Genomic DNA, 23,009 nt, shown 5'->3' on the forward strand with positions numbered 1-23,009 from the left:
AAACACTGTAGCTTTCGAATAAAGTTTGATCAAAATTATGTAGTTGTTTGGAAAATACGGTTACTCATTTGCGATATTTACGTACCATGAAACAACTAATTACACTGTCTATAACTGAAATTCTCTTTGATTTCGAATGCTTTACAAACAAAAAAATAGCACGAATGTTCGTATGAAGGTATAATTATAAGTATCTTAAAATCAAAGGAGGTCTTGCCTTATGAGTCAAAGAATTTCCTACTATGATGTTGCACCTGATGGCATGAAAATTATGATGGATATGGAGAAGTACACTAAGAAATCTACAATTAATCGAATTACTAGAGAACTTATAAAGATTAGAGTCTCTCAAATTAACGGTTGTGCTTTCTGCATGGATATGCATACATCAGATGCCCGTAAGATAGGTGAAACCGAACAACGAATTTATTGCTTGAATGCTTGGAATGAATGTGATTTTTATACACCTGAAGAGAAAGTTGCTCTTGAACTATCTGAGCATATTACTCTAATTCCCACTAAAAGAGTTCCTGAAGACCTATATAAGCGAGTACGTGAACACTATGACGAGAAACAATATGTTGACCTTGTTCTGGTAATTAATCAAATCAACAGTTGGAATAGAATTTCTATTGCAATGGGAAATACAGCAACTAAAAAATAATTGCTCTCAACGAACGGTAAATAAGAATAAAATTAAAGATGTTAAAAAATCACAATACAATTGTTTCATTTTTCTTTATTACGCAGTTAGCATAAACTGTGACATAACCAAATTTTTGAAATTTATTGGTTCATCCTTTATAGCTTTTATAATAATATTATCTTGAAACACGAAGGGACTGAACTATGCGCAGATATCAATATCTTGACCCCAAAATAAAAACATAATGGAGGTAAAAATATTGATTACAGAACTACAAACCGAAAGATTAGTTTTAAGAAAAATGAAAGTATCAGACTCAGCTAGCATGTTTACAATTTGGGCGGATCCAGAAGTTACAAAATTTATGAATATCAATAGTTTTACTGATGAAAGCCAAGCGGTAGATATGATTGAAATGCTTGATAAGTTATCTCGGGAAAACAGAGCTATTCGTTATTCAATAATTGAATTAGAATCAAATGAAATTATCGGTTCTTGTGGTTATAATTCATTTGATTTCAAAAACGCCAAAGCAGAAATTGGTTACGATATTAGTAAAGCTTTTTGGGGTAAGGGGTATGCGCCAGAAGCCATTCTCTCTTTAATGGATTATGCGTTTAGTACTTTAGAATTCAATAGAATAGAAGCAAAAGTTGAATCTGAAAACATCAATTCAATAAAAGTCTTACAAAAGTTAAACTTTACATTCGAAGGGACAATGAGAAAGTGTGAAAAATCTAATGAAAAGTTTATTGATCTAAGTATTTATTCAAAATTAATAACAGATTAACTTATATTACTTAGCCTACATTCCTTAAAATGTAGGCTATTAAATACCCTCGAAGCATCCTTAATTGCTATTAATTGAAAGTGAGGGCTACGGCTCTCTTTTTTAATTCACAATTTCTAGTACAATTGAAATAATTAAGAAACGTATAGAGTAATCCGTCCGATCTTAACCACTGAAGAAAAATTAACAGAGGAAGAGATCATGAACTTTGCTGTTGAAATGAGGGAAAAGAAATAGAAGGACACAACTATATAATAAGAAAAGTCTAGAAGATACGTAATATTTAAAAATGAACCGTCTCATAAAGAACATGTAGTAATTTCTACGTGTTCTTTTTTAATAAAAATGAAAGTAAACTGTTAAATAAAAATTTACTTTCAATGTCATATAAGAAGAACAAAAAATAAGTCGTCTTTTGCTCTTAACAGGTTCTTACCAGCGGCATCCGTTACTTTAGAAACACTCCTATGAGATATAATTATTGATGGTACTTTTTAGGTGATATACTGGAGGTAGATTACTCATCTAATGATGAAGGGAGGTTTACGCGTATGGAAGTAACATTTACAGTAAGTAAATGGGATGAAAAGCCAGTCAATGAAACTAGAAAAGATTTCCCTATTAATATTGCCCATGTCGAATATGATATTGACGGTGAATTAAAAGGAAAAGCTTTTGTTGAATATTTATTATATTATTTAGAATCAACTATAGATGATGGTCACTTGGCTACTGCTAAAATTTCCGGATTTTTACATTTTGAAGGAATTTATAAGGGAAAACGAGGGACATTTATAGCTATGGAGCAAGGGATATTTGATAAAGGAAATCTAGATTCCCCTGCAACAATCATCAAAGCTACTGGTGAATTAGAAAGCCTGAAAGGGTCCTATAATTATAAGTTTACAGGTCAAACCAGTAAAATGATTCTAGACTTTGAATTCTAACAAAATATCTTATAATTTAGCCAAAAGGGCATCCACTGTAATACCAGGAATGTCCTTTTTTAAACTAAATTATACCGAAAAACAAGACTCAAAATTTTCAATGGGAGGAAATGATATGAGGATCACGATACAAGAATATGTGGTCAATGAAATAGATTCAGGACCATATGGAATAACCGTAGGAAAAGACGGAGCATTGTGGTTTACGGAACAGAAAGGGAATCAAATTGGTAGAATAAATGCTACTGGTGAAATAAATTCTTTTCCCATTCCGACAGCAAATGCAGGAGCTATGTCAATTATCTCGGACCAGACCGGTGACTTATGGTTTACGGAATATAACTCAAGCAAGATCGGTAAAATGTCGATGAACGGTCTTTTTGAAGAATATGTACTCCCTACAACGAACGCTGCACCTTTTGGCATAACGGAAGGCCCAGATGGAGCAATATGGTTTACAGAAATGAATAATGGTAGGATCGGAAGAATAACAAAGTCAGGGGAAATCACCGAGTTTGAATTGCCTAACTCCAAATCATTTCCCTCTTTTATTACTCTGGGATCAGACGGTGCATTATGGTTTACACAGAATCAGAACAATAGGATTGGGAGAATAACCACTAAAGGTGAGGTCAAAGAATATCCAATCCCAACACCCAACTCCGGGCCAGTTGGAATTGCGAGCGGCCCAGATGGAGCAATATGGTTTGTGCAAATCATAGGCAATAAAATTGGTAGAATTACGTTCGAAGGTGAGATCAAAGAATTTGTTATACCGACGCCGAACGCTCGTCCTCATGCCATAATACCTGGGAAGAACAGAGATCTTTGGTTCACAGAATGGGGAGGTAACCAAATCAGCCGTATTACAGTTGAAGGAGTTATTACGGAATATACGATACCTACAAATAATGCAGAGCCACATGGTATCACGTTTTGTCCGGATGGCGATCTTTGGTTCGCTGAAGAGTGTAATCAAATTGGACGTCTAACAATCATTACGTAATAGGGATATCGTCCATCGCTATCAAGCTCAGAAAAGTAAATATCCCATCACCATCAAGTTAAGAATTTGGTTGCTCCCCAAAACGAAAAAATGTGCTTTTTTGTTACAAGTAGCACAAAATTTCGTTCTGGGGGTACTATAAAATTTTAGCTTGATGGCGATGGGGTCTCGCCATCAAAACGTGAATTTCGCACGCTAAGGAATTTCTATATTAAAAACTTGGCTTTACCGTACGTTAAGGAAGTTCCATAAACGATATTTAATGTTTGTTATTGTTACTACAGAAAGAACAAAAAGAATGAATTAAATATGAATCGATTTATCCCGCTATTTGCGGGCAGTAAGACTCCCACCTCAAAATTCGGCGAATACGAGGGAGTTAGGTGGGAGTCGGACTGCCCGTAAAAGCCCGTAAAAGCCCGATTGGTGAGGGCTAATAATCAGTGGGGGATGAACAAAACCCCCACTGATTAAAGTTTCACTTTATCTGATTCAAGATCATTTGTATCGAGTGTATGAAGCTAAAAAATAAAAGTTTCATTGTAAATCCTAAGTGGAGTAGAAGTTTAGGTTGATAAATAAGGGAGTCGAATTTTTTTGCATAAAGCTGTATAATGCTTGTAACGAAAAGGAAATACAGGAAAGGATATGTAATGAGTTACTATGGATAAGGATAAACAACAATTAAGCGTTGAAGTTGCAAGATTATATTATCAATCAGATTATAGTCAGCAAGAAATTGCTAATAAATTAAATATTTCAAGACCGACGATTTCTAGATTATTGAAGTATGCGAAAGAAAAAGGATTTGTTCAAATTAGTATAGCTGATCCATTTGCTGACTTAGATAACGTTGGGAACTTACTTAAAGAAAAGTACAACTTGTTAGAGGCGCATGTTATATTTTCTCCAGTACCAGAATATGCAACGATTACGGAGTATATTAGTAAGTATGCAGCTGAGTATATGGAAAAGACAGTGAAAACTGGTGATATCGTTGGTGTAAGCTGGGGAATGACGATGTATGAAATCGCTAGAAAAATCGTACCGCAACATGTGAAAGGTGTAGAGGTTGTTCAGTTAAAAGGTGGCATTAGTCACTCAAGTGTAAATACATATGCGAATGAAACGATCGCGTTATTTGCAGATGCTTTTCAAACGACGCCAAGAAATCTACCTCTTCCAGTTATATTTGATAATGCGGTGACAAAAGAATTAGTGGAGCAGGATCGACATATTCATCACATTATTGAAATGGGAAAACAAGCGAATATTGCAATTTTCACTGTTGGAACAGTGCGTGATGAAGCGTTATTATTCCGATTAGGATATTTAGATAAGGATGAAACGAACATTTTGAAAGAACAAGCTGTCGGTGACATTTGTTCACGTTTCTTTGATGGAGACGGAAATATTAGTAGCGAAGAAATTAATAAGCGTACAATTGGAATTGAGTTAGAGGAACTTAAATTAAAGAAACGTTCTATTTTAGTTGCAGGTGGTAATAGAAAAATAAAAGCAATTGACGGTGCGTTACGTGGCGGCTATGCAAATGTACTAATTATAGATCAGCATACAGCGAAAGAATTGTTACATTATCAAAAAGGTTAGAAATAAAAGGCTTTCTCAAAATATTAATTTTGAGAAAGCCTTTTATTTTTAGTATGAATAAATCAATGTGTAGTACCTTGTAAAGTATTTGTAAGGAACGCTCTTTGATTGATCTCCTTTTTCAAAAATTAGTGAGTTAGCCATAATATCTCTATCTACAAAACTCCATCCATCTTGCTCCATCATATCGATAAAAGGTTCCATTTTTCCGCGCTTTACTAAGTAGGGGTATTGATTATCTATCGGTTCTACTTCCACCATTTCTTTATCTTGAATAACCATCTTAGATATAGCTAAAGCAAATGGAACTGGGTTTCCTTCTTGGAAAATAACATCCCTTTTATAAAAAATAAATATGGATAGTGAGGTGCATACTAGCAATGTGAATATAAAGAATTTTGACTTAAACAAGTGGTTCACATCCTTTATTTACAAGCTTATACTACTTTCAATGTATTACTAGAAATTCCCTTCTAAAAAAGAATGAACAAAAGTTCAAAAGTGTATTTACATTTGTTCAACTAAGAGTTAGAATGAAGTTGTTAAAAGATATGAGGAGTGAAGATAATGAACATTGCAAAGTTAATTGATCATACAATTTTAAAACCAAATTCTACAAAAGAAGATGTTATGAAAGTAATCGAAGAGGCAAAGCAATACAAATTTGCTTCAGTTTGTATTAATCCTACATGGGTAAAGCTAGCTGCTGAAGAATTAGCTGGACATGATGTAGACGTTTGTACTGTAATCGGTTTCCCATTAGGAGCAAGCACTACTGAAACAAAAGCATTCGAAACAAAAGATGCTATCGCAAAAGGTGCAACTGAAGTTGATATGGTAATCAACGTAGGTGCTCTAAAAGATGGCGACAACGAATTCGTTGAAAAAGACATTTATGAAGTAGTACAAGCAGCAAAAGGAAAAGCTCTTGTAAAAGTAATCATTGAAACTTGTCTGCTAACAGATGAAGAAAAAGTTCGTGCTTGTGAATTATCAGTAAAAGCTGGCGCTGATTTCGTAAAAACTTCAACTGGATTCTCAACTGGCGGAGCAACTGCTGAAGATATCGCGTTAATGCGTAAAACAGTTGGACCAAACGTTGGCGTGAAAGCATCTGGCGGCGTTCGTACACGTGAAGATGCAGACAAAATGGTAGAGGCTGGAGCTTCTCGCGTTGGAGCAAGTGCTAGTGTTGCAATCGTATTAAATGATGCAAAAGGTGCTACAGATAACTACTAATCAATAAAGAGTGAAGAGCAACAGATACACAACGTATAGTGTATCTATTGCTCTAACAATTGAAAAGAATGTAAGCGGATACGAATGGGAGGAGACGGCTTATGAAATACTTAATCGGTGTTTTAGGCCTCGTATTGATTTTAGGTATCGCTTGGCTTGCTAGTAATGATAGAAAGAAAGTCAAATATCGCCCAATCATAACGATGGTTATATTACAATTCATTTTGGGGTTTTTATTATTAAATACAAGCGTAGGGAATATATTAATTAGCGGAATAGCAGATGGTTTTGGAGAATTATTAAAATATGCCGCTGATGGTGTGAATTTCGTATTTGGTGGATTAGTAAATCAAAAAGAGTTTTCATTCTTTTTAAGTGTATTAATGCCAATCGTATTTATATCAGCTTTAATAGGTATTTTGCAACACATTAAAGTATTACCTATTATTGTGAAATCTATCGGTCTAGTATTAAGTAAAGTAAATGGGATGGGGAAACTCGAATCATATAACGCGGTAGCTTCTGCGATTTTAGGACAATCTGAAGTGTTTATTTCAGTTAAGAAACAACTAGGATTATTGCCAGAGAAAAGAATGTATACATTATGTGCATCTGCAATGTCTACAGTATCTATGTCTATCGTTGGATCATATATGGTGTTATTAAAACCGCAATATGTTGTAACCGCTTTAGTGCTTAACTTATTCGGTGGTTTCATCATTGCTTCTATCATTAACCCGTACGAAGTTACTGAAGAAGAGGATATGTTAGAAGTACAAGAAGAAGAGAAAAAGACATTCTTTGAAGTATTAGGGGAATACATTATAGATGGATTTAAAGTTGCGATTACAGTAGCAGCTATGTTAATCGGTTTTGTTGCCCTTATCGCATTCATTAATGCAGTATTTAAAGGTGTAATCGGTATCTCATTCCAAGAAATTCTTGGTTATGTATTTGCACCATTTGCATTTATTATGGGTGTTCCATGGCATGAAGCAGTTAACGCAGGGAATATTATGGCGACAAAACTTGTATCAAATGAATTTGTTGCGATGACAGATTTAGCAAAAGGAAACTTTAATTTCTCAGATAGAACGACAGCGATTATATCTGTATTCTTAGTTTCATTTGCAAACTTCTCTTCAATTGGAATTATTGCTGGGGCAGTTAAGAGCTTAAATGAAAAACAAGGAAATGTAGTCGCAAGATTTGGTTTGAAATTACTTTTCGGTGCAACATTAGTAAGTTTCTTATCAGCAACAATCGTTGGCTTATTATTTTAACAGATTCATATAATATAAAAAGGAATGGTGATTGTAATGAGAATGGTAGATATTATTGCGAAAAAACGTGATGGAAAAGAATTAACAACTGAAGAAATTAATTTCTTTATTAACGGTTATACAGACGGAAGTATTCCTGACTATCAAGCGAGTGCACTTGCAATGGCAATTTTCTTTAAAGATATGACGGATCGTGAACGTGCAGATTTAACGATGGCAATGGTTGAGTCTGGGGAAACAATCGACTTATCAGCAATTGAAGGCATTAAAGTAGATAAGCATTCAACTGGCGGTGTTGGTGATACAACAACATTAGTATTAGGACCATTAGTCGCTGCTTTAGATGTACCAGTAGCAAAAATGTCAGGTCGTGGTTTAGGACATACGGGCGGAACAATTGATAAATTAGAAGCAGTGGAAGGGTTCCACGTTGAGATTACGAAAGAGCAATTCATTGATATTGTAAACCGTGATAAAGTGGCTGTTATCGGACAAACAGGAAACTTAACACCTGCTGATAAAAAAATCTATGCACTTCGTGATGTAACAGGAACAGTAAACTCGATTCCTCTAATCGCAAGTTCAATTATGAGTAAAAAAATTGCAGCTGGTGCTGACGCGATCGTACTTGATGTAAAAACAGGTGCTGGTGCATTTATGAAAACCGAAGAAGATGCAAAAGAATTAGCTCATGCAATGGTACGTATCGGAAATAATGTTGGACGTCAAACGATGGCAGTAATTTCAGATATGTCACAACCTCTTGGTTTTGCGATTGGTAACGCTCTAGAAGTGAAGGAAGCAATTGATACTTTAAAAGGCGAAGGTCCAGAAGATTTAACAGAATTAGTACTTGTATTAGGTAGCCAAATGGTTGTACTTGCGAAAAAAGCAAATACATTAGAAGAAGCTCGTGAAATGCTAATTGAAGTGATGAAAAATGGAAAAGCAACTGAGAAATTTAAAGAGTTCTTAAGCAACCAAGGCGGAGACAGCTCGATTGTAGACAATCCAGAAAAAATGCCACAAGCGAAGTATGTAATTGATGTACCTGCAAAAACTTCAGGTGTGATTTCAAACATTGTTGCAGATGAAATCGGTATCGCAGCTATGTTATTAGGTGCAGGTCGTGCGACAAAAGAAGATGAAATCGATTTAGCGGTAGGATTAATGTTACGTAAAAAAGTTGGCGATGCAGTAAAAGAAGGCGAGCCGTTCGTAACGATCTATGCAAATCGCGAAAATGTAGAAGATGTAAAAGCAAAAATCTATGAGAACATTTCTATCGCTGAAACAGCAGTGGCTCCTAAATTAGTTCATACAGTTATTACTGACTAATCATAATTACATTTACTTTGAGGAGGAAATAATATGGATAAGAAAAAATATATCGAAGAAGCAAATAAGATGTTATCGAAAGCGTATATTCCGTATTCAAAATTTCCTGTTGGTGCAGCGTTAGTTACGAAAGAAGGTAAAATCTATACTGGTTGTAATATAGAGAATGCTTCTTACGGTTTATGTAACTGTGCAGAAAGAACGGCAATATTTAAAGCGGTATCAGAAGGTGAGCGCGACTTTAGTTACTTAGTCATTACAGGCGAAACGGACGGACCTATTTCACCATGTGGTGCTTGTAGACAAGTGATTGCTGAATTTTGTGATCCGAAAATGCCAGTTTTACTAACGAATGTAAAAGGCGATGAAAAAGAAGTGACTGTGGAACAGTTACTGCCTGGCGCCTTCTCAATTGAAGATTTAAAATAAGGTGAAAAGCCCTTCCATAACTCATAGTTGTGGAAGGGCTTTTTTATGTATAAAAATTGCAATGTAATCTTCTGTTCATATTCCGTTCATAAACTTTGCGTAAAATGATTGCAGTGAATATGGAAAGTGACGATATAAATTGTCGTTCTACAGCAGGAGGAATATGATGAAGAAATTATATAATGCAGCATTCATTTACTTAATTATTGGTTTATTGTCAGGTGTATTTGCAAGAGAGTATACGAAAGCGCAAGGCATTAAAGGATCCACTATGTTGCAATTAGTGCATACACACGTATTAGTGCTCGGCTTTGTATTCTTTTTGGTCGCTTTAGCTCTATTTAAAGTATTTAATGTCCGTGAAACAAAAAGTTTTCGCGCATGGTTTGTTGTGTATAACATAGGATTAATTTTTACAATCGCTACAATGGTATTTAGAGGTATTTTACAAGTAAACGGAACAGACTTTAACGGTTTAAGCCATATGGCTGGATTAGCTCATGTCATTATAAGTGTCGGGCTTGTTTGGTTTATGATTTTGCTCAAAAAGTCTTTTAAATAGATAGGGGTGGAGAGTATGAGTTTAGCACTTTTATCAAGTATCGTAGCAGTTTGTATGGCCGTTGGGGTAATGTTTCTTCGCTTTAAGTCAGCGAAAAAACCGATAACGAAAAAGAAAATTATATTACCGCCAATTTTTATGAGTACCGGTGCAATGATGTACTTCTTACCAGAGTTTCGGTTAACATCATTAGAGATAGTAGAAGCAATTAGCGTAGGACTTATTTTCTCTATATTTCTTATTAAAACAACTAAGTTTGAAATAAGAGGCGAACATATATATATGAAACCGTCAAAAGCGTTCATATTTATTTTAGTTGGTTTATTAGCTGTACGGGTAGCATTAAAATCATATTTAAGTCAATCAATTGATTTGACGCAATTAAGTGGGATGTTTTTCTTACTTGCCTTTGCGATGATCGTATCGTGGAGAATTGCAATGTATCGCTCGTATGTTACATTGCAAAAACAACAATATTAAATAGAAAAAGAGCTGGAATTTCATTATGAAAAGTCCAGCTCTTTTATGTTATATACAATTGTTTATTTAGCTTTGATTTCATTTGCTTAATTTCAAACGAATTTGAGCATCTTGTAATGCAACTGGTGTAACATTAAAACCATTTGAATCGACAATTTTTGTGTTTAATAAAATGGAATCTAAACTTCCACGAAATGTTTTTGTGTAGTTTTGACGTAACATTTGTTGTTCTTGTTTTTCATCAACAGTTAATCCAGATGTTCTTTCTTTTTTTGATAATTCGTTAATACGGAATAAAATGTTTTTCATTTTGTTCACCTCTAATTTTAATTTAAATTAGTTACTTACTAATTTATAGTTATTTTAACTTTTTTATTTGACTATGTCAAGAAGTGTAAAAAAGTAGACACCCGTATTAAAGTAAGCGGGTGTCTACAAGGTAGATATAAGATTTAGCTTAATTCATGTAAGTGATTCACAAGTTCTGTTGTTTTAGAAAAGAATGGTGAATGATCAGCTTCCAAAGTAATTATTTTTGTGCAAGGAGTTTCTGTATTCATTCGGCGCTGAAAATCAATCGGAATCGCTCTATCTAGAGTTGTTTCAATATAAATGCGATCTATAGTTCCGAAGCTTTCTTCAGAAATTTTTAGCTCTTGCTGGAATGGTCCTAACGGTTGAGGACGCATTTGTTTGAAAGAAGCTTCTTTAATCGCTTCGTCTTCTGTAGCATTTAAAAATGTTTGTTCAATCAGATTAGGTATAAGTTCTGCAGTCATGTCATTCTCATTTACAGAGAATTGTGGGCCAGCCTCTCCGGCTAGTTTACTACCAAGACTTTCACCGTTTTGTGGTAAGAATGCGCAAAGATAAACTAATTTATCGATTTTATTCGGTATATATTCAGCTGTTTGTGTAATAACAATGCCGCCCATACTATGTCCAACGAGAATAACATTTTCATTTTGTTGATGTATAGCATCAGTTACTGCATCAACATAGGAATCTAACGTTACATTCTGAGAGGGAGTCATATCTTTCCCGCTTCCAGGTAAGTCTAGTGTAATAACAGTGTGACCTAAAGCCTCTAGCTGAGGTTTTACTAATTCCCATGCCCATTCGCCTTGCCATGCTCCATGTACTAAAACGTAAGTACTCATTTAATCAACACTCCTCTAATGTTTATATGCTTTATTTTTTGTGAAATTGATGATGTATACTTAGTGTATAGGAAGTGGTTTGATAAATATAATGAAGGTTATTTATAGATGATATAAATATCTTTTATATAAGGAGAACAGAATGAACGTTTTTGATTTTAAAGTTTTTAAAAATGTGGCTCGGTTGAACAGCATTAGTTTAGCAGCGAAAGAATTACATATGACACAGCCGGCTATAACTCATATCATAAACAAATTAGAGAAACGATATGCTTTAACTTTATTTGATCGCTCTAGACAAGGAACGATGTTAACTGAAAATGGAAAGGAATTTTTAGTTTGTGTAGATCGACTTCTAATGGAGTATGAAAACCTTGAAGAAACAGCTTTACAATTAAAAAATAATAACTTGTATAAGATTGTATTAGCTACATATCCTTCAGTTACTGTATATTGTTTGGCGGAGTGTATCGAACTAGGTAATTTTGATCAAAGTCAGTATGTGCTTGCAGTTCGAGAAGGAAGCTATCAAGAAGTGTTAGATTGGCTGTCTTCTGGAAGTGCAGATTTTTCTATTTCTATAAAGGAAAATTTAATACCAGGATTTCATTATGATGTAATTGGTGAAGATCCGTATGTTATGGTTTCTTCTAAGTCAGTTCCATCTGGTCTTACAATGAAAGAGTTGAAAAATTATCCTTTTATAATGCCGCTCTCTGGTTGTAAAGAAGTACTTGAACCATATTTGACGAAAAATGAAATAGTAGTTAATAAAGTGATGGAATCAGAGACCATTAGTTCAGCATTAGCACTGGCTTTACAAGTTAACGGTATAACAATCGTTCCGTTATCAGGACTTCATAAACAAATTATTCATGACTTCATCGTGCAACCGATTGAAATTAAAATTCCACGGCAACTAATAATGCAATGGTCACCTAAAAAAGAAAATGACCCATTGTTTCTGACGTTTGCTATGAATTTATTAGCGCAGTTACAAAAAAAGAAAAATAATAACATGTTTGTAAAAAAGGTAAGTTCGACTCACTTGAAATTGCCTTTTTTATTTATACCCAATATAAGGATATGTCATAAAGTCCGATTAAAATGAGTAGTCCCCCTGCTATACGCTGAATGTTTTTTCCTGTTTTTCGGCTCTTTTTAAGTAGTGCTCCATTTAATCCAAGGTAGGAGATGATGAACATAAGTACAACGATAGGTAGAGCGGTTCCTATTGAAAAGAATGTCGGAAATAAGTACCCATAATTATATGATAAAGATAAAGGGATTAACGTTCCGAAAAATAGAACGAACATAGTCGGACAGAAAGCTAAAGAAAAGAAGAACCCAAGTAAAAATGAGCTGACTTCATTTTATTTTCGTATAAATTTGATAGGGAAGATGGTAGAGAAGAAACTTCTTCCTTTTATAATACCTGATAAGTTCCATTTTTAATAATCTGCTTCCACGTTTTACCACCATCCGTAGAAAGAAACACATTTGCTTTCATTGTAGCAAATACCATTTCAGCTGAATTTTGAGGGTTTTGTGAAATATATATAATTGTATCTTTAGGATCTAAAGATGGAACTTGTATGTTTGTCTCTTCATTTGTAGCGATAGATTGCTTCGTTATCATTTGTTTGTTTTCCTTATTAATAGAGGCATAAATGACATCTTCATCGCTAAATGTAACTGCGGTCGATTCAAGAGATTTAGAGAATAATTTAAAAGTATTCCCGTAATCTGTAGATAAATAAACGCCGTCTTTAGCACTTACTGCTACAACACTAGATTGATCCGGATGTACTGAAAAGGAGTGGATTGTACTTGAAAGACCGTTTAATTTACTATTTTTCCAATCTTGTCCGTTGTTCGTACTGAAATAAAAACCTTGTTGTAATTTAGAATTTGGACGCTCATTGTATAAATAAATTGCTTCCGTATTATATCCGACAGCAAGGTTATGAAAATCAGATTCTCCATAAAACGCTAGCTTTTCGAGGGTATTACCGTCATCAGAACTTTTCATTAACCCTAAAGGATTTTTTAAATTTGCACCTGGTTCAGGATGACCGCTGGCAACGAATCCATTCTTTGTTGCCTGAAATCCCATGTAATCATGTAGCTCAGTCGTAGTTTCAAACCATTTACCATTTTGATAAACTTTTATACCACTGTGAGTTGCGATAGAAACCCCAGGCATATTTCCCGTGTAGCCAATTCCATGAATGTGCTCGATTTTTCCAGAGGTAATTACTTTATAGAAGTTTTGCGGAATCGTATTTGCTGTTTCTTTATTTTTGGGCTGAGATTGCACCGTTTCTTTTTTAGCTGGTGCTGTTTCAGCATTGCTAGAACATCCTGTAATTATTAATAAAGAAGTAATTGCTAACCCTGTTGCTACATAATGTTTCACTTTTGTAGACTCCTTTCCATATATATGAGATTTTAAGTATATGAAATAAATGTCAATAAATTGTGGAGTGGTATGCATAATTTAGAGTGGAAGGGGCCCTAGTAATGAAGATTTTCTTTTCTCTATGAGCACTATTAATTGACGAAAAATTATAACAATAATAGAATGAATTATATTGGATAATCAGTTTCAAAATTATACATAGAACGCTAGGGGGATTATTATGAAATCAACATTTTTTGCTCAAAATAGAGAACGATTAGTAAACACATTACCGGATGAATCTATTACTATTTTATTTGCTGGGCAAGCACCTCATATGTCAGCCGATGCACATTATAAATTTGTGCCGAATCGAAATTTTTACTATTTAACGGGAATCGATGAGCCAAATGTTATTTTCATGTTGAAAAAGTTTGGAAATAGTGTGGAAGAAACTCTTTTCATTGAAAAATCAGATCCAGTAATGGAAAAATGGGACGGTAAAACAGTTTCTAAAGAAGATGCAGAACAAATTTCAGGCATAAAAAAAGTTGTATATATAGAAAGCTTTGAGAAGACAATGGCAAATACACTTTTCACAGAAAATGTGAAGCATCTGTATTTAGATTTAGAGCGTCGTGAGTGGAAGGGTACTGAGACGAAAACGTTAGCGTTTGCTAAATATGTAAGAGAACAGTATCCACACGTTTTAATTGGTAATGTATATCCGCATATTTGTGAATTACGAGTGTTTAAAACGGAAGAAGAAATTGAAATCATTAAAGAAGCGATTGCTGTAACTAAAGAGGGTATTTATAACGTGCTGAAGCATGCAAAAGCAGATGTGATGGAATATGAATTAGAAGCTCATTTTGATTTTACGCTTAAATCATCTGGAATTAAACATCATGCATTCAATACAATTTTGGCGAGTGGTAAAAATGCTACAGTCCTTCATTATGAAGATAATGATGCACAAATTCAAAATGGTGATTTAGTGCTGCTCGATTTAGGTGCTCAAAAAGATTACTACAACGCTGATATTAGTTACACATTCCCAGCTAGTGGAACATTCTCTAGTCGCCAAAAACAAATATATAATATAGTGTTAAAAGCATTGAAAGAAACAACGGAGCTTATTAAGCCAGGATTAAAGTTTACTGCATTAAATGAGCATACAAAAAAGGTACTGGCAGAAGAGTGTAAAGCAATTGGTTTAATTCAAGAAGATGAAGAGTTATCAAAATACTATTATCATGGCGTCAGCCATTTCCTTGGTTTAGATACTCACGATGTAGGAACATACAAAGATAGAGTGTTAGAAGAAGGTATGGTTATAACAATCGAACCTGGTCTTTATATTGAAGAAGAATCAATTGGAATTCGTATTGAGGATGATATCCTTGTAACAAAAGATGGGTATGAAAACTTGTCAAAAGATATCATTAGAGAAGTTGAAGAGATTGAAGAGTTTATGAGTGAAAATAATGTGAATGTAAAAGAAGATGAAGTTGTTACGAAATAATTATTAGAAGAGGCGCTCAATTTTGGGCGTCTTTTTATTTGGGCCATTTTAAACCTCCATATTTTCTTGAAAATTGTCTTCTATAATAATCTTGAAAAAGAAAAAGGAGGGATTTTCATTGAAGAGATTTATATTAACAGCAGTTACAGTCTCCGTAATATCTTTAATTGCTGCATGTTCTGCGACCACGAATACAACAAATGATCATAAAAATATGGAAGATAAAAAAACAACACAGACTGAAACGGCTACAAAACCATTGAAAGTTGTAAAAGGGCCAGAAGTTACTTTAGTAGCGAAAGAAGAAAAGCAAAAGCTAAGTAACGGTATTATTGTTCCAGTCTGGACATTTAATGGCTCATCCCCAGGTCCAGAAATTAGAGTGAAAAAAGGTGAAAAGGTTAAAGTGACATTAAAAAATGAATTATCTGCACCAGTATCTATTCATTGGCATGGGTATCCTGTCCCAAATAACATGGATGGAATTCCAGGTGTGACGCAAGATGCGGTTGAACCTGGAAAGAGTTTCACCTATGAATTTGAAGCGAACGTACCAGGAACATATTGGTATCATTCGCATCAAGATTCTGTGAATCAACTAGATAGAGGTTTATATGGTGCTCTCATTGTAGAAGATACTAATGAAAAATATGATAAAGATTACACATTAATGTTGGATGAATGGGTTACAGATAAAGAAGAAATTAATAAGCAGTTAAAAGAAATGACAAAAGGGCCAACAGGTAATAAATCTAAGGGTAATGAAAATACGAAAAAGAATGATGATATGAAAGGCATGGATCATTCCGGTATGGACAGTGATAAAAAAGACTCTAGTAATATGGCAGGAATGGACCATGGAAATATGAAGATGGAAGGTCATGATATGAGTATGTATGACTTATTCACAATCAATGGTAAAAGTGGAGATTTAGTAGAGCCATTAAAAGTGAATAAGGGTGATAAGGTTCGTCTTCGACTCGTTAATGCGGGTTATCTATCACATGATATACACGTTCACGGTCATGATTTAAAAGTAATTGCAACAGATGGTCAACCAATTAATGATCCAAAAGTTATAAAAGACAAAGTAATTTCAATTGCACCGGGTGAACGTTATGATATTGAATTTACAGCTAACAATCCTGGAAAATGGTACGTTGAAGACCATTCAGAAAGTAAAGGTGCAAAAGGAATGAAAGCTGTTATTGAATATGATGGCAGCAAAGAGATGAAAGATAAAGCAAACGAAAAAGAAAAATTACCGAAATTAGATATGACGAAATATGGTGCTAAAAAATTAGGTAGTTTCACGTTAAATCAACAATATATTGCCACATATAATATGGACTTGAATACGCAAATGAATGGAAATGAAATGGTATATACAATTAATGGAAAGGTATTTCCGGACATTGACCCGATTCCAGTAAAAAAGGGTGATTTAGTAAAAGTAAAATTGGTAAATCGTTCTAAAATGGACGATCACCCGATGCATTTACACGGTCACTTCTTCCAGGTGTTGAGTAAAGATGGAAAACTGATAGAAGGTTCTCCAATTGTGAAAGATACTTTGAACTTCAAACCAGGAGAAGAATATGAAGTAGCCTTTGTAGCAGACAATCCGGGTGAATGGATGTTCCACTGTCATGATTTACACCATGCTTCAGCGGGGATGGTAACAGAAGTGAAATATACAGATTATAAATCTGATTATGTTCCAAACCCTAACATTCCTAATAAGCCAGAATAATATGAAGCAGTTATCCTATGGATAGCTGCTTATTTATTTTCGTTGCAAGTGTTAATGCATATGTTGATCGTGCCCGGATGAAGATGGGGGAGTATGATCGGGGAATGTCACGAACACGGCAACAATAATTACCACACTAATTGAAAGTAATAATAAAAAACGCCGTTGGATAAAAGTAGAAAAGGTTTCTGATAAAAGTTGAATTATACATGACATAGTTATTGTTATAGTAAGTAAAAGACTAATGAACAGTATACTGTGGGCTTGTTGAGCGTTTAACATTTCTGTAATCATAGCTCCCATCATACTTGCCATTAATCCAGAGAACAGTCCTTCTAAAGCAGTATATAGGTGAAAACGTAGACCGACTAAAAAACCGATAAACCCACTAATCAAAATAGCAAGCAAAGTAGAATATAGTAATTCTCCTTTGAAGAGAATCCCTAAATAAAAACCTATACTTAAACCGATACACATACTAAAAGACATAATAAATACCATATACTCCATTAGGGTACCCTTACGTTTAGAAATATATGATGTAATAATAATCGAGATACAACAAAGTGTTAAGGCAGTTAACGTATAAGCGAACATCATGATACCTCCCTGTCCTATCATTCACTTCATCATATGTTCAAATGGAGAGTACTTATGCTAATATATATCTGCAAATTATCTGCACAATTTAAAAAAGGTAAGTTCAATATAATTTTCAAATAATGATGGTTCTCTTAGTGGACGATGCTTCATAAAGAATTGTTGTATTTTTATTTTGAAAGAATATATGTAAGCAAGTAGTAGTGAATGGAAAAGATGTTCGGTTTTTGAGCGTCTTTTTTGTCTATAAGCATGAGAAAGAAAGTGTTATATAATGAGTTTCTATTGTGAAGCTATAAAGAATAAGCGTATAATATTATAGGTCTCCCATTTGTGAGGCAAACCGCGAATGATAAATAAGATGGTTGTTTTATCATCGCTTCTAAACAGATAGACAATGAAAGTAACACTGGAATACAGATAGGGAGTTAGAAGATGAAATTAATTATTGCCGAGAAACCAGATCAAGGTTTGGCTCTTGTTTCACAGTTTAAATATCGCCGGAAAGATGGATATTTAGAAGTAGAAGCAAATGAGTTATTTCCAAATGGAGCGTACTGTACATGGGCAATTGGTCATTTGACGCAGTTATGTAATCCAGAACATTATCACGCTGAGTGGAAGAAATGGTCATTAAATACATTACCGATGATTCCAGAGCGTTTTCAGTTTGAGGTAACAAAGTCAAAGTATAAGCAATTTAACGTTGTGAAACAGCTGTTACATAATCCTCAGGTAACAGAAATTATTCACGCGGGCGATGCTGGGCGTGAAGGGGAATTGATCGTACGAAACATTATTAATCTTTGCAACGTGCAAAAGCCAATGAAGCGTCTTTGGATTTCATCTTTAACGAAGCAAGCTATTTATCAAGGATTTAAAAACTTACTAGATGAAGCAGATACGATTAATACGTATTACGAAGCATATACAAGATCTTGCGCTGACTGGGTCGTTGGTATGAATGCATCGCGTGTCTTTAGTATTTTGCTAAAGAAAAAAGGAATGAATGATGTGTTTTCCGCTGGTCGTGTACAAACACCAACATTAGCACTCATTGTAAAGCGTGAAAAAGAAATAGAGAACTTTAAGTCAGAGCCGTTTTGGGAAGTGTTCGCAACCTTTAATATAGAAGGAAAGAAATATGAGGGGAAATGGGAGAAAGATAATGAGTCCCGCTTAAATGACCCTGATTTGGCAAATAAAATTGCAGCGTTTTGTCAAAACAAACCGGCTGTAGTAAAAGAAATGAAAACGGAGCGTAAAGAGTTTCAGCCGCCGTTTTTATTTAATTTATCAGCACTGCAAGCGACAGCGAATAAAGCCTTTAAATTTTCACCAAAAAAGACACTTGATATAACGCAAGCACTATATCAAAAAGGGATTGTCTCTTACCCTCGTTCGGATTCTAACTATGTTACACAAGGAGAGGCAGCGACGTTCCCTGATATTTTACAGAAGTTAAGTCAGTTTGATGAATATAAAGGTTTATTGCCAGCACCAATTGAATCGATTATGAATAATAAGCGTTATGTGAATGAAAAGAAAGTTACAGATCACTACGCAATTATACCGACAGAGCAAGTTACAAATCCAAGCAAACTATCAGGTGATGAAAAGAAAATTTACGATATGATCGTAAGAAGGCTGATTGCGGCGCATTATGAAGTAGCAATCTTTGACTACACAACGATTACAACTCTTGTAGACGAACGTGCTGCGTTCATTTCGAAAGGAAAACAACAAATTCAAGAAGGATGGCGTAAAGTCATTTTCCAAGACGATAAAGATGACGAAACGATTCTTCCAATTGTAGCTGAAGGTGAACAAGGGAAAGTTGTAAAGGTGAAAGTGAAAGAGGGGAAAACACAGCCACCGAAACGTTATACAGAAGGACAACTCATTACGTTAATGAAAACGGCCGGTAAGTATTTAGAGAATGAAGAGCTTGAGAAAGTATTGAAGAAAACAGAAGGTTTAGGTACGGAAGCGACTCGTGCCGGTATCATTACGATGCTGAAAGACCGTAAATATATAGATGTACAGAAAAACCAAGTGTACGCAACCGATAAAGGGAAAGTATTAATTACAGCAATCGGTGATAAAATACTAGCTTCACCAGAAATGACAGCAAAATGGGAACAACGCCTTGCGGAAATTGGAGAAGGTACAGCTTCACCAGCGACATTTATGGAGCAAACGAAAAAGCTATCAGCTAAAATTATTGAAGACGCGGTAGAAATGTCGGAGAAATGGGATTTCACCGGATTACATGTTGAATCGATTGAGCGAAAAGGATCGAAATTTACAACAGGTAAAAAAGTGGGGAACTGTAAAAAATGTGATGGCGATGTTATTGATAAGTCGACGTTTTACGGTTGTTCTAACTACAATACAACACAATGTGACTTTACCATCTCGAAGAAGATTTTAAGCAAAGCTATTTCGCAAAAAAACATGACGAAACTATTAAAAGGTGAGAAGACCGATTTAATTAAAGGCTTTAAAAAAGGCGAGAAAACGTTTGATGCGAAGTTAGAGTGGAAAGATAATAAGATTAATTTTGTGTTTGAGAATTAAGTGGTTTTAACAAATGAAAAAGCTCTTTCCTGAGTAAAATGTGCTGTATTAGGTTTGAAAATATAGATAGAAAAGAAAAAGCATGACAATCTTATGTCATGCTTTTTTATTTTATAATTACAGAGTTTTGTATACTAGCACTAAAATTTATTTGAAATAATTGTTTGAAAAGATAGTATGAAATAGTGTTAAGTAGCAATAAAGTCTTTTAAAATATAAAAAAGTTGTTTAAAGATCCTTCTTTAACTAAACGGCAGGTTAGTTTTAATACAATGTTTGTTTCATCATTTAACCAAAGTGATAGAAGGTCAAAGAAAAGGCAGTAATAAAGAAGTGCCATTCCTAATGTGGACTGGCACTTGGTAAGGTGTAAAATTCATTATTTGATTTCGGCTGAGGAATTTGATTCATCTATTTTTCCTGTACTTTATTATGATTCCTTAGACAGCCTTTTCTGTTTTAAATACCCATTGTTGGAGAGGTGGTTGATAATACGGTAGCATCCACCCTAAAATTTTGCCGATAAAATAGGCGGCAATTAGTGTGCCGATTCCGATTGAGCCTAATGATTGAATGAAAACTATACAGATTGCACCAGCCACACAAATGTTTATTAAATCGCTCAAAATTTTTGCTTTACCGAATTTTAAATTAAATTTTTCACTAATTGCATAAGTTAACGCATCATACGGCATTAATGGCAGTTTCGCTGTTGTATAGCCCATTAAACCGACCGCTATAACAAATAAACTAACAATCAAATATACACTTCGAGCAAGGAGAGTTTCAGGTGCAGGGAAAAGTTGTACAAGGAAGAGCGTTGCATCCATGAAAAAACCAAATAAAAACGAAATAATGAATTGACTCACAAATTCATTTAACTCCATTCGTTTACTTAATATCACTTGAATAATAATGTATAAAACATTTGCAAGCGCCATTGTCACACCAACCGATAAACCAATCGTTAGCGTACTTGCATATGCTAATGATGACACAGGCGATACACCAAATCCTGCTTGAATCGACATGCTAATGCCAATCGACATAAAAAATAACCCGAGCACGTATAAGATGATGCGCTTCAAGGTTCTACTCCAATGATTCATAGTATCTCTCACTTTCTAGTTAATATTAGCAATATAAAGACTATAGCTATAGAATTAAATATAACGCTAAATTCGACATATGAAAAATATATATATGATAAACTAATTATATCAAAAAACATATGACGGAGAGATACAATGGATTTCAGGCAATTATATTACTTTAAAGAAATTGTGAAACAAGGAAGCATTTCTAAGGCAGCAGAAGTGCTCCATATCGCGCAGCCCCCACTTAGCCAATTATTAAAAAAGCTTGAAACTGATCTTGGCACAACTTTAATTCATCGATATCGTCAAAAATGGGAGCTTACAGCAACAGGTGAAATACTATACCAATATGCCAATCAAATGTTAATGCAAATTCAAGATGTAAAGCAGCAAATTCAAGAAATTGAACAAGGTATAGGCGGAACAGTAAGTATCGGTGTATCGTCTACATGTTCGAATATGCTCATTGACTATGTTAGTACGTTTAGAACGCAATACCCTAATGTCAAAATAAAAATAGTAACTGGAAATTCAGAAGAATTATTAAAAAGACTAGAACAAAGAGAAATTGATGTTGCCTTACTTTTACGATTGGGCAATAGTGAACAATATGAGATGAAAATATTAAAAAAACAACCAACCGCTGTGATTATTCCATCAAGTTGGGCAACATCGTTTTCATCACAGCATGTGACGATTGAACAGATTGCCCAGTTTCCATTCATTATGCTAGGAGCAATGGAAGGACTCTCCTTCAATGAAGACCTTTTCAAAGTATTTGATGAACATCAAGTCAAGCCAAATATCATTATCGAGTGTAAAGATATAAGGATGGTTGTAGCACTTGTTAGTAGAGGACTAGGATTATCCGTTATTCCAAGAATGGATTACACATCATCATTTTTAGAACATACAACGCTTTTTGAATTGAAACAATTTGATTTTCAGTTAGAGCCTGTAATAGTAAAATTAAAAGACCAAAGAATTTCCAAAGTAGCATCTCAATTTTGGGAAATGGTTGATTAGGAGATATGAACAAAGCAAAAATAGCCTTCAATCAAGTAATAAAGACATCTTACGAAAAATTGAGCCGGGATAAAAAGTTCTTTACTTGAGGAAGTTTCAAAACTGACTGTAGCTATATAAATAAAAGGTAAAAAGTTCTTTACTAATTTGAAAAACGCAGTAATTACATTACTTATTAGTAAAGAACTTTTTATACAAGGACATAAGTGGTTTCAACAAATGAAAAAGCTCTTTCCTGAGTAAAATGTGCTGTATTAGGTTTGAAAAAATAGATAGAAAAGAAAAAGCATGACAATTTTATGTCATGCTTTTTTATTTTATAATTACAGAGTTTTGTATACTAGCACTAAAATTTATTTGAAATAATTGTTTGAAAAGGTGTTATTAAATTGGACGTTTATATCATTTTGATCATTTCTTTGAATGAGGAATGCTTTTTGTTTTTGCTTGGAATAAAAATATACAACAAAAATACTATCTAAAATAATAAAATTTTATTGCAAAACGATAAATTCTATATTAAAATCAAAAACATA

At 34.2% G+C, this 23,009-nt stretch carries 22 protein-coding genes and 1 pseudogene; 16 read left to right on the top strand and 7 right to left on the bottom strand.

Annotated features, from left to right (window positions below):
- Positions 1 to 220: 220 nt before the first annotated feature.
- The 5 genes from JFU54_RS25355 (at position 221) to JFU54_RS25375 (ending at position 5,000) form a co-directional block, all read left to right on the top strand.
- The gene (locus JFU54_RS25355) at positions 221 to 664 is read left to right on the top strand and encodes a carboxymuconolactone decarboxylase family protein (protein ID WP_000083030.1); all 444 of its coding nucleotides are present in this window, start codon (positions 221 to 223) and stop codon (positions 662 to 664) included.
- Positions 665 to 905: 241 nt separating this feature from the next.
- Complete coding sequence (locus JFU54_RS25360; RefSeq protein ID WP_002126830.1) at positions 906 to 1,436, top strand: GNAT family N-acetyltransferase; 531 nt, start codon at positions 906 to 908, stop codon at positions 1,434 to 1,436.
- Between the two features lie 551 nt (positions 1,437 to 1,987).
- A complete protein-coding gene (locus JFU54_RS25365) occupies positions 1,988 to 2,383 on the top strand; it encodes a DUF3224 domain-containing protein (protein ID WP_201066845.1) in 396 nt (131 codons plus the stop codon).
- 115 nt (positions 2,384 to 2,498) lie between these two features.
- Positions 2,499 to 3,389 carry a Vgb family protein gene (locus JFU54_RS25370; protein WP_002168641.1) on the top strand — a complete coding sequence of 297 codons (891 nt, stop codon included), beginning with the start codon at positions 2,499 to 2,501 and terminating at the stop codon, positions 3,387 to 3,389.
- A gap of 663 nt (positions 3,390 to 4,052) precedes the next feature.
- Entirely contained in the window at positions 4,053 to 5,000 is a 948-nt protein-coding gene (locus JFU54_RS25375; RefSeq protein ID WP_088039203.1) for a DNA-binding transcriptional repressor DeoR, read from the top strand.
- A gap of 48 nt (positions 5,001 to 5,048) precedes the next feature.
- Here the strand turns inward: JFU54_RS25375 and JFU54_RS25380 are convergent, their stop codons facing one another.
- Entirely contained in the window at positions 5,049 to 5,411 is a 363-nt protein-coding gene (locus JFU54_RS25380; RefSeq protein WP_088039204.1) for a hypothetical protein, read from the bottom strand.
- A gap of 156 nt (positions 5,412 to 5,567) precedes the next feature.
- Between JFU54_RS25380 and deoC the strand changes: the two genes are divergently transcribed.
- From deoC to JFU54_RS25410, 6 genes are all read left to right on the top strand, one after another.
- Positions 5,568 to 6,239 (top strand): deoxyribose-phosphate aldolase, encoded by a 672-nt coding sequence (gene deoC, locus JFU54_RS25385; protein ID WP_002012110.1) that lies wholly within the window; start codon positions 5,568 to 5,570, stop codon positions 6,237 to 6,239.
- Between the two features lie 101 nt (positions 6,240 to 6,340).
- On the top strand, positions 6,341 to 7,522 hold the full coding sequence (locus tag JFU54_RS25390; RefSeq protein ID WP_000876193.1) for a NupC/NupG family nucleoside CNT transporter: 1,182 nt from the start codon (positions 6,341 to 6,343) through the stop codon (positions 7,520 to 7,522).
- 36 nt (positions 7,523 to 7,558) lie between these two features.
- A complete protein-coding gene (locus JFU54_RS25395) occupies positions 7,559 to 8,860 on the top strand; it encodes a pyrimidine-nucleoside phosphorylase (protein ID WP_002165965.1) in 1,302 nt (433 codons plus the stop codon).
- A 33-nt stretch (positions 8,861 to 8,893) separates the two neighbouring features.
- On the top strand, positions 8,894 to 9,289 hold the full coding sequence (locus tag JFU54_RS25400) for a cytidine deaminase (RefSeq protein ID WP_000358532.1): 396 nt from the start codon (positions 8,894 to 8,896) through the stop codon (positions 9,287 to 9,289).
- Positions 9,290 to 9,455: 166 nt separating this feature from the next.
- Positions 9,456 to 9,851 (top strand): DUF2871 domain-containing protein, encoded by a 396-nt coding sequence (locus JFU54_RS25405; protein ID WP_002158323.1) that lies wholly within the window; start codon positions 9,456 to 9,458, stop codon positions 9,849 to 9,851.
- A gap of 15 nt (positions 9,852 to 9,866) precedes the next feature.
- Positions 9,867 to 10,331: a CcdC family protein gene (locus JFU54_RS25410; RefSeq protein WP_201066847.1), complete on the top strand. Its 465-nt coding sequence runs from the start codon at positions 9,867 to 9,869 to the stop codon at positions 10,329 to 10,331.
- Positions 10,332 to 10,409: 78 nt separating this feature from the next.
- Here JFU54_RS25410 and JFU54_RS25415 read toward each other — a convergent pair whose 3' ends face one another.
- Complete coding sequence (locus JFU54_RS25415) at positions 10,410 to 10,640, bottom strand: DUF896 domain-containing protein (RefSeq protein ID WP_201066848.1); 231 nt, start codon at positions 10,638 to 10,640, stop codon at positions 10,410 to 10,412.
- A gap of 143 nt (positions 10,641 to 10,783) precedes the next feature.
- Entirely contained in the window at positions 10,784 to 11,491 is a 708-nt protein-coding gene (locus JFU54_RS25420; RefSeq protein ID WP_201066850.1) for an alpha/beta fold hydrolase, read from the bottom strand.
- 142 nt (positions 11,492 to 11,633) lie between these two features.
- Between JFU54_RS25420 and JFU54_RS25425 the strand changes: the two are divergent.
- Positions 11,634 to 12,500: pseudogene (locus JFU54_RS25425) on the top strand (LysR family transcriptional regulator); the annotation flags it as partial.
- Between the two features lie 58 nt (positions 12,501 to 12,558).
- Here the strand turns inward: JFU54_RS25425 and JFU54_RS25430 are convergent.
- Together JFU54_RS25430 and JFU54_RS25435 are read right to left on the bottom strand one after the other, a co-directional pair.
- Entirely contained in the window at positions 12,559 to 12,807 is a 249-nt protein-coding gene (locus JFU54_RS25430) for an urease accessory protein UreH domain-containing protein (RefSeq protein ID WP_242489447.1), read from the bottom strand.
- 110 nt (positions 12,808 to 12,917) lie between these two features.
- Entirely contained in the window at positions 12,918 to 13,910 is a 993-nt protein-coding gene (locus JFU54_RS25435; RefSeq protein WP_201066852.1) for a F510_1955 family glycosylhydrolase, read from the bottom strand.
- Between the two features lie 223 nt (positions 13,911 to 14,133).
- On the opposite strand from JFU54_RS25435, the gene JFU54_RS25440 reads away from it, so the two are divergent.
- Both JFU54_RS25440 and JFU54_RS25445 read left to right on the top strand, forming a co-directional pair.
- The gene (locus JFU54_RS25440; protein ID WP_002012280.1) at positions 14,134 to 15,417 is read left to right on the top strand and encodes an aminopeptidase P family protein; all 1,284 of its coding nucleotides are present in this window, start codon (positions 14,134 to 14,136) and stop codon (positions 15,415 to 15,417) included.
- A 118-nt stretch (positions 15,418 to 15,535) separates the two neighbouring features.
- Positions 15,536 to 17,170: a multicopper oxidase family protein gene (locus JFU54_RS25445; RefSeq protein WP_201066854.1), complete on the top strand. Its 1,635-nt coding sequence runs from the start codon at positions 15,536 to 15,538 to the stop codon at positions 17,168 to 17,170.
- Between the two features lie 51 nt (positions 17,171 to 17,221).
- On the opposite strand, the gene JFU54_RS25450 is transcribed toward JFU54_RS25445, so the two are convergent.
- The gene (locus JFU54_RS25450) at positions 17,222 to 17,767 is read right to left on the bottom strand and encodes a hypothetical protein (RefSeq protein WP_002141309.1); all 546 of its coding nucleotides are present in this window, start codon (positions 17,765 to 17,767) and stop codon (positions 17,222 to 17,224) included.
- A 438-nt stretch (positions 17,768 to 18,205) separates the two neighbouring features.
- On the opposite strand from JFU54_RS25450, the gene topB reads away from it, so the two are divergent.
- Positions 18,206 to 20,350: a DNA topoisomerase III gene (gene topB, locus JFU54_RS25455; protein WP_002012275.1), complete on the top strand. Its 2,145-nt coding sequence runs from the start codon at positions 18,206 to 18,208 to the stop codon at positions 20,348 to 20,350.
- Between the two features lie 440 nt (positions 20,351 to 20,790).
- Here topB and JFU54_RS25460 read toward each other — a convergent pair whose 3' ends face one another.
- The gene (locus JFU54_RS25460; protein ID WP_033708993.1) at positions 20,791 to 21,459 is read right to left on the bottom strand and encodes a YczE/YyaS/YitT family protein; all 669 of its coding nucleotides are present in this window, start codon (positions 21,457 to 21,459) and stop codon (positions 20,791 to 20,793) included.
- 138 nt (positions 21,460 to 21,597) lie between these two features.
- Between JFU54_RS25460 and JFU54_RS25465 the strand changes: the two genes are divergently transcribed.
- A complete protein-coding gene (locus tag JFU54_RS25465; protein WP_000347551.1) occupies positions 21,598 to 22,473 on the top strand; it encodes a LysR family transcriptional regulator in 876 nt (291 codons plus the stop codon).
- The last annotated feature ends 536 nt before the right edge of the window (positions 22,474 to 23,009 follow it).

The organism is Bacillus sp. TH19 (genome assembly GCF_016651075.1).
GTDB lineage: Bacteria > Bacillota > Bacilli > Bacillales > Bacillaceae_G > Bacillus_A > Bacillus_A mycoides.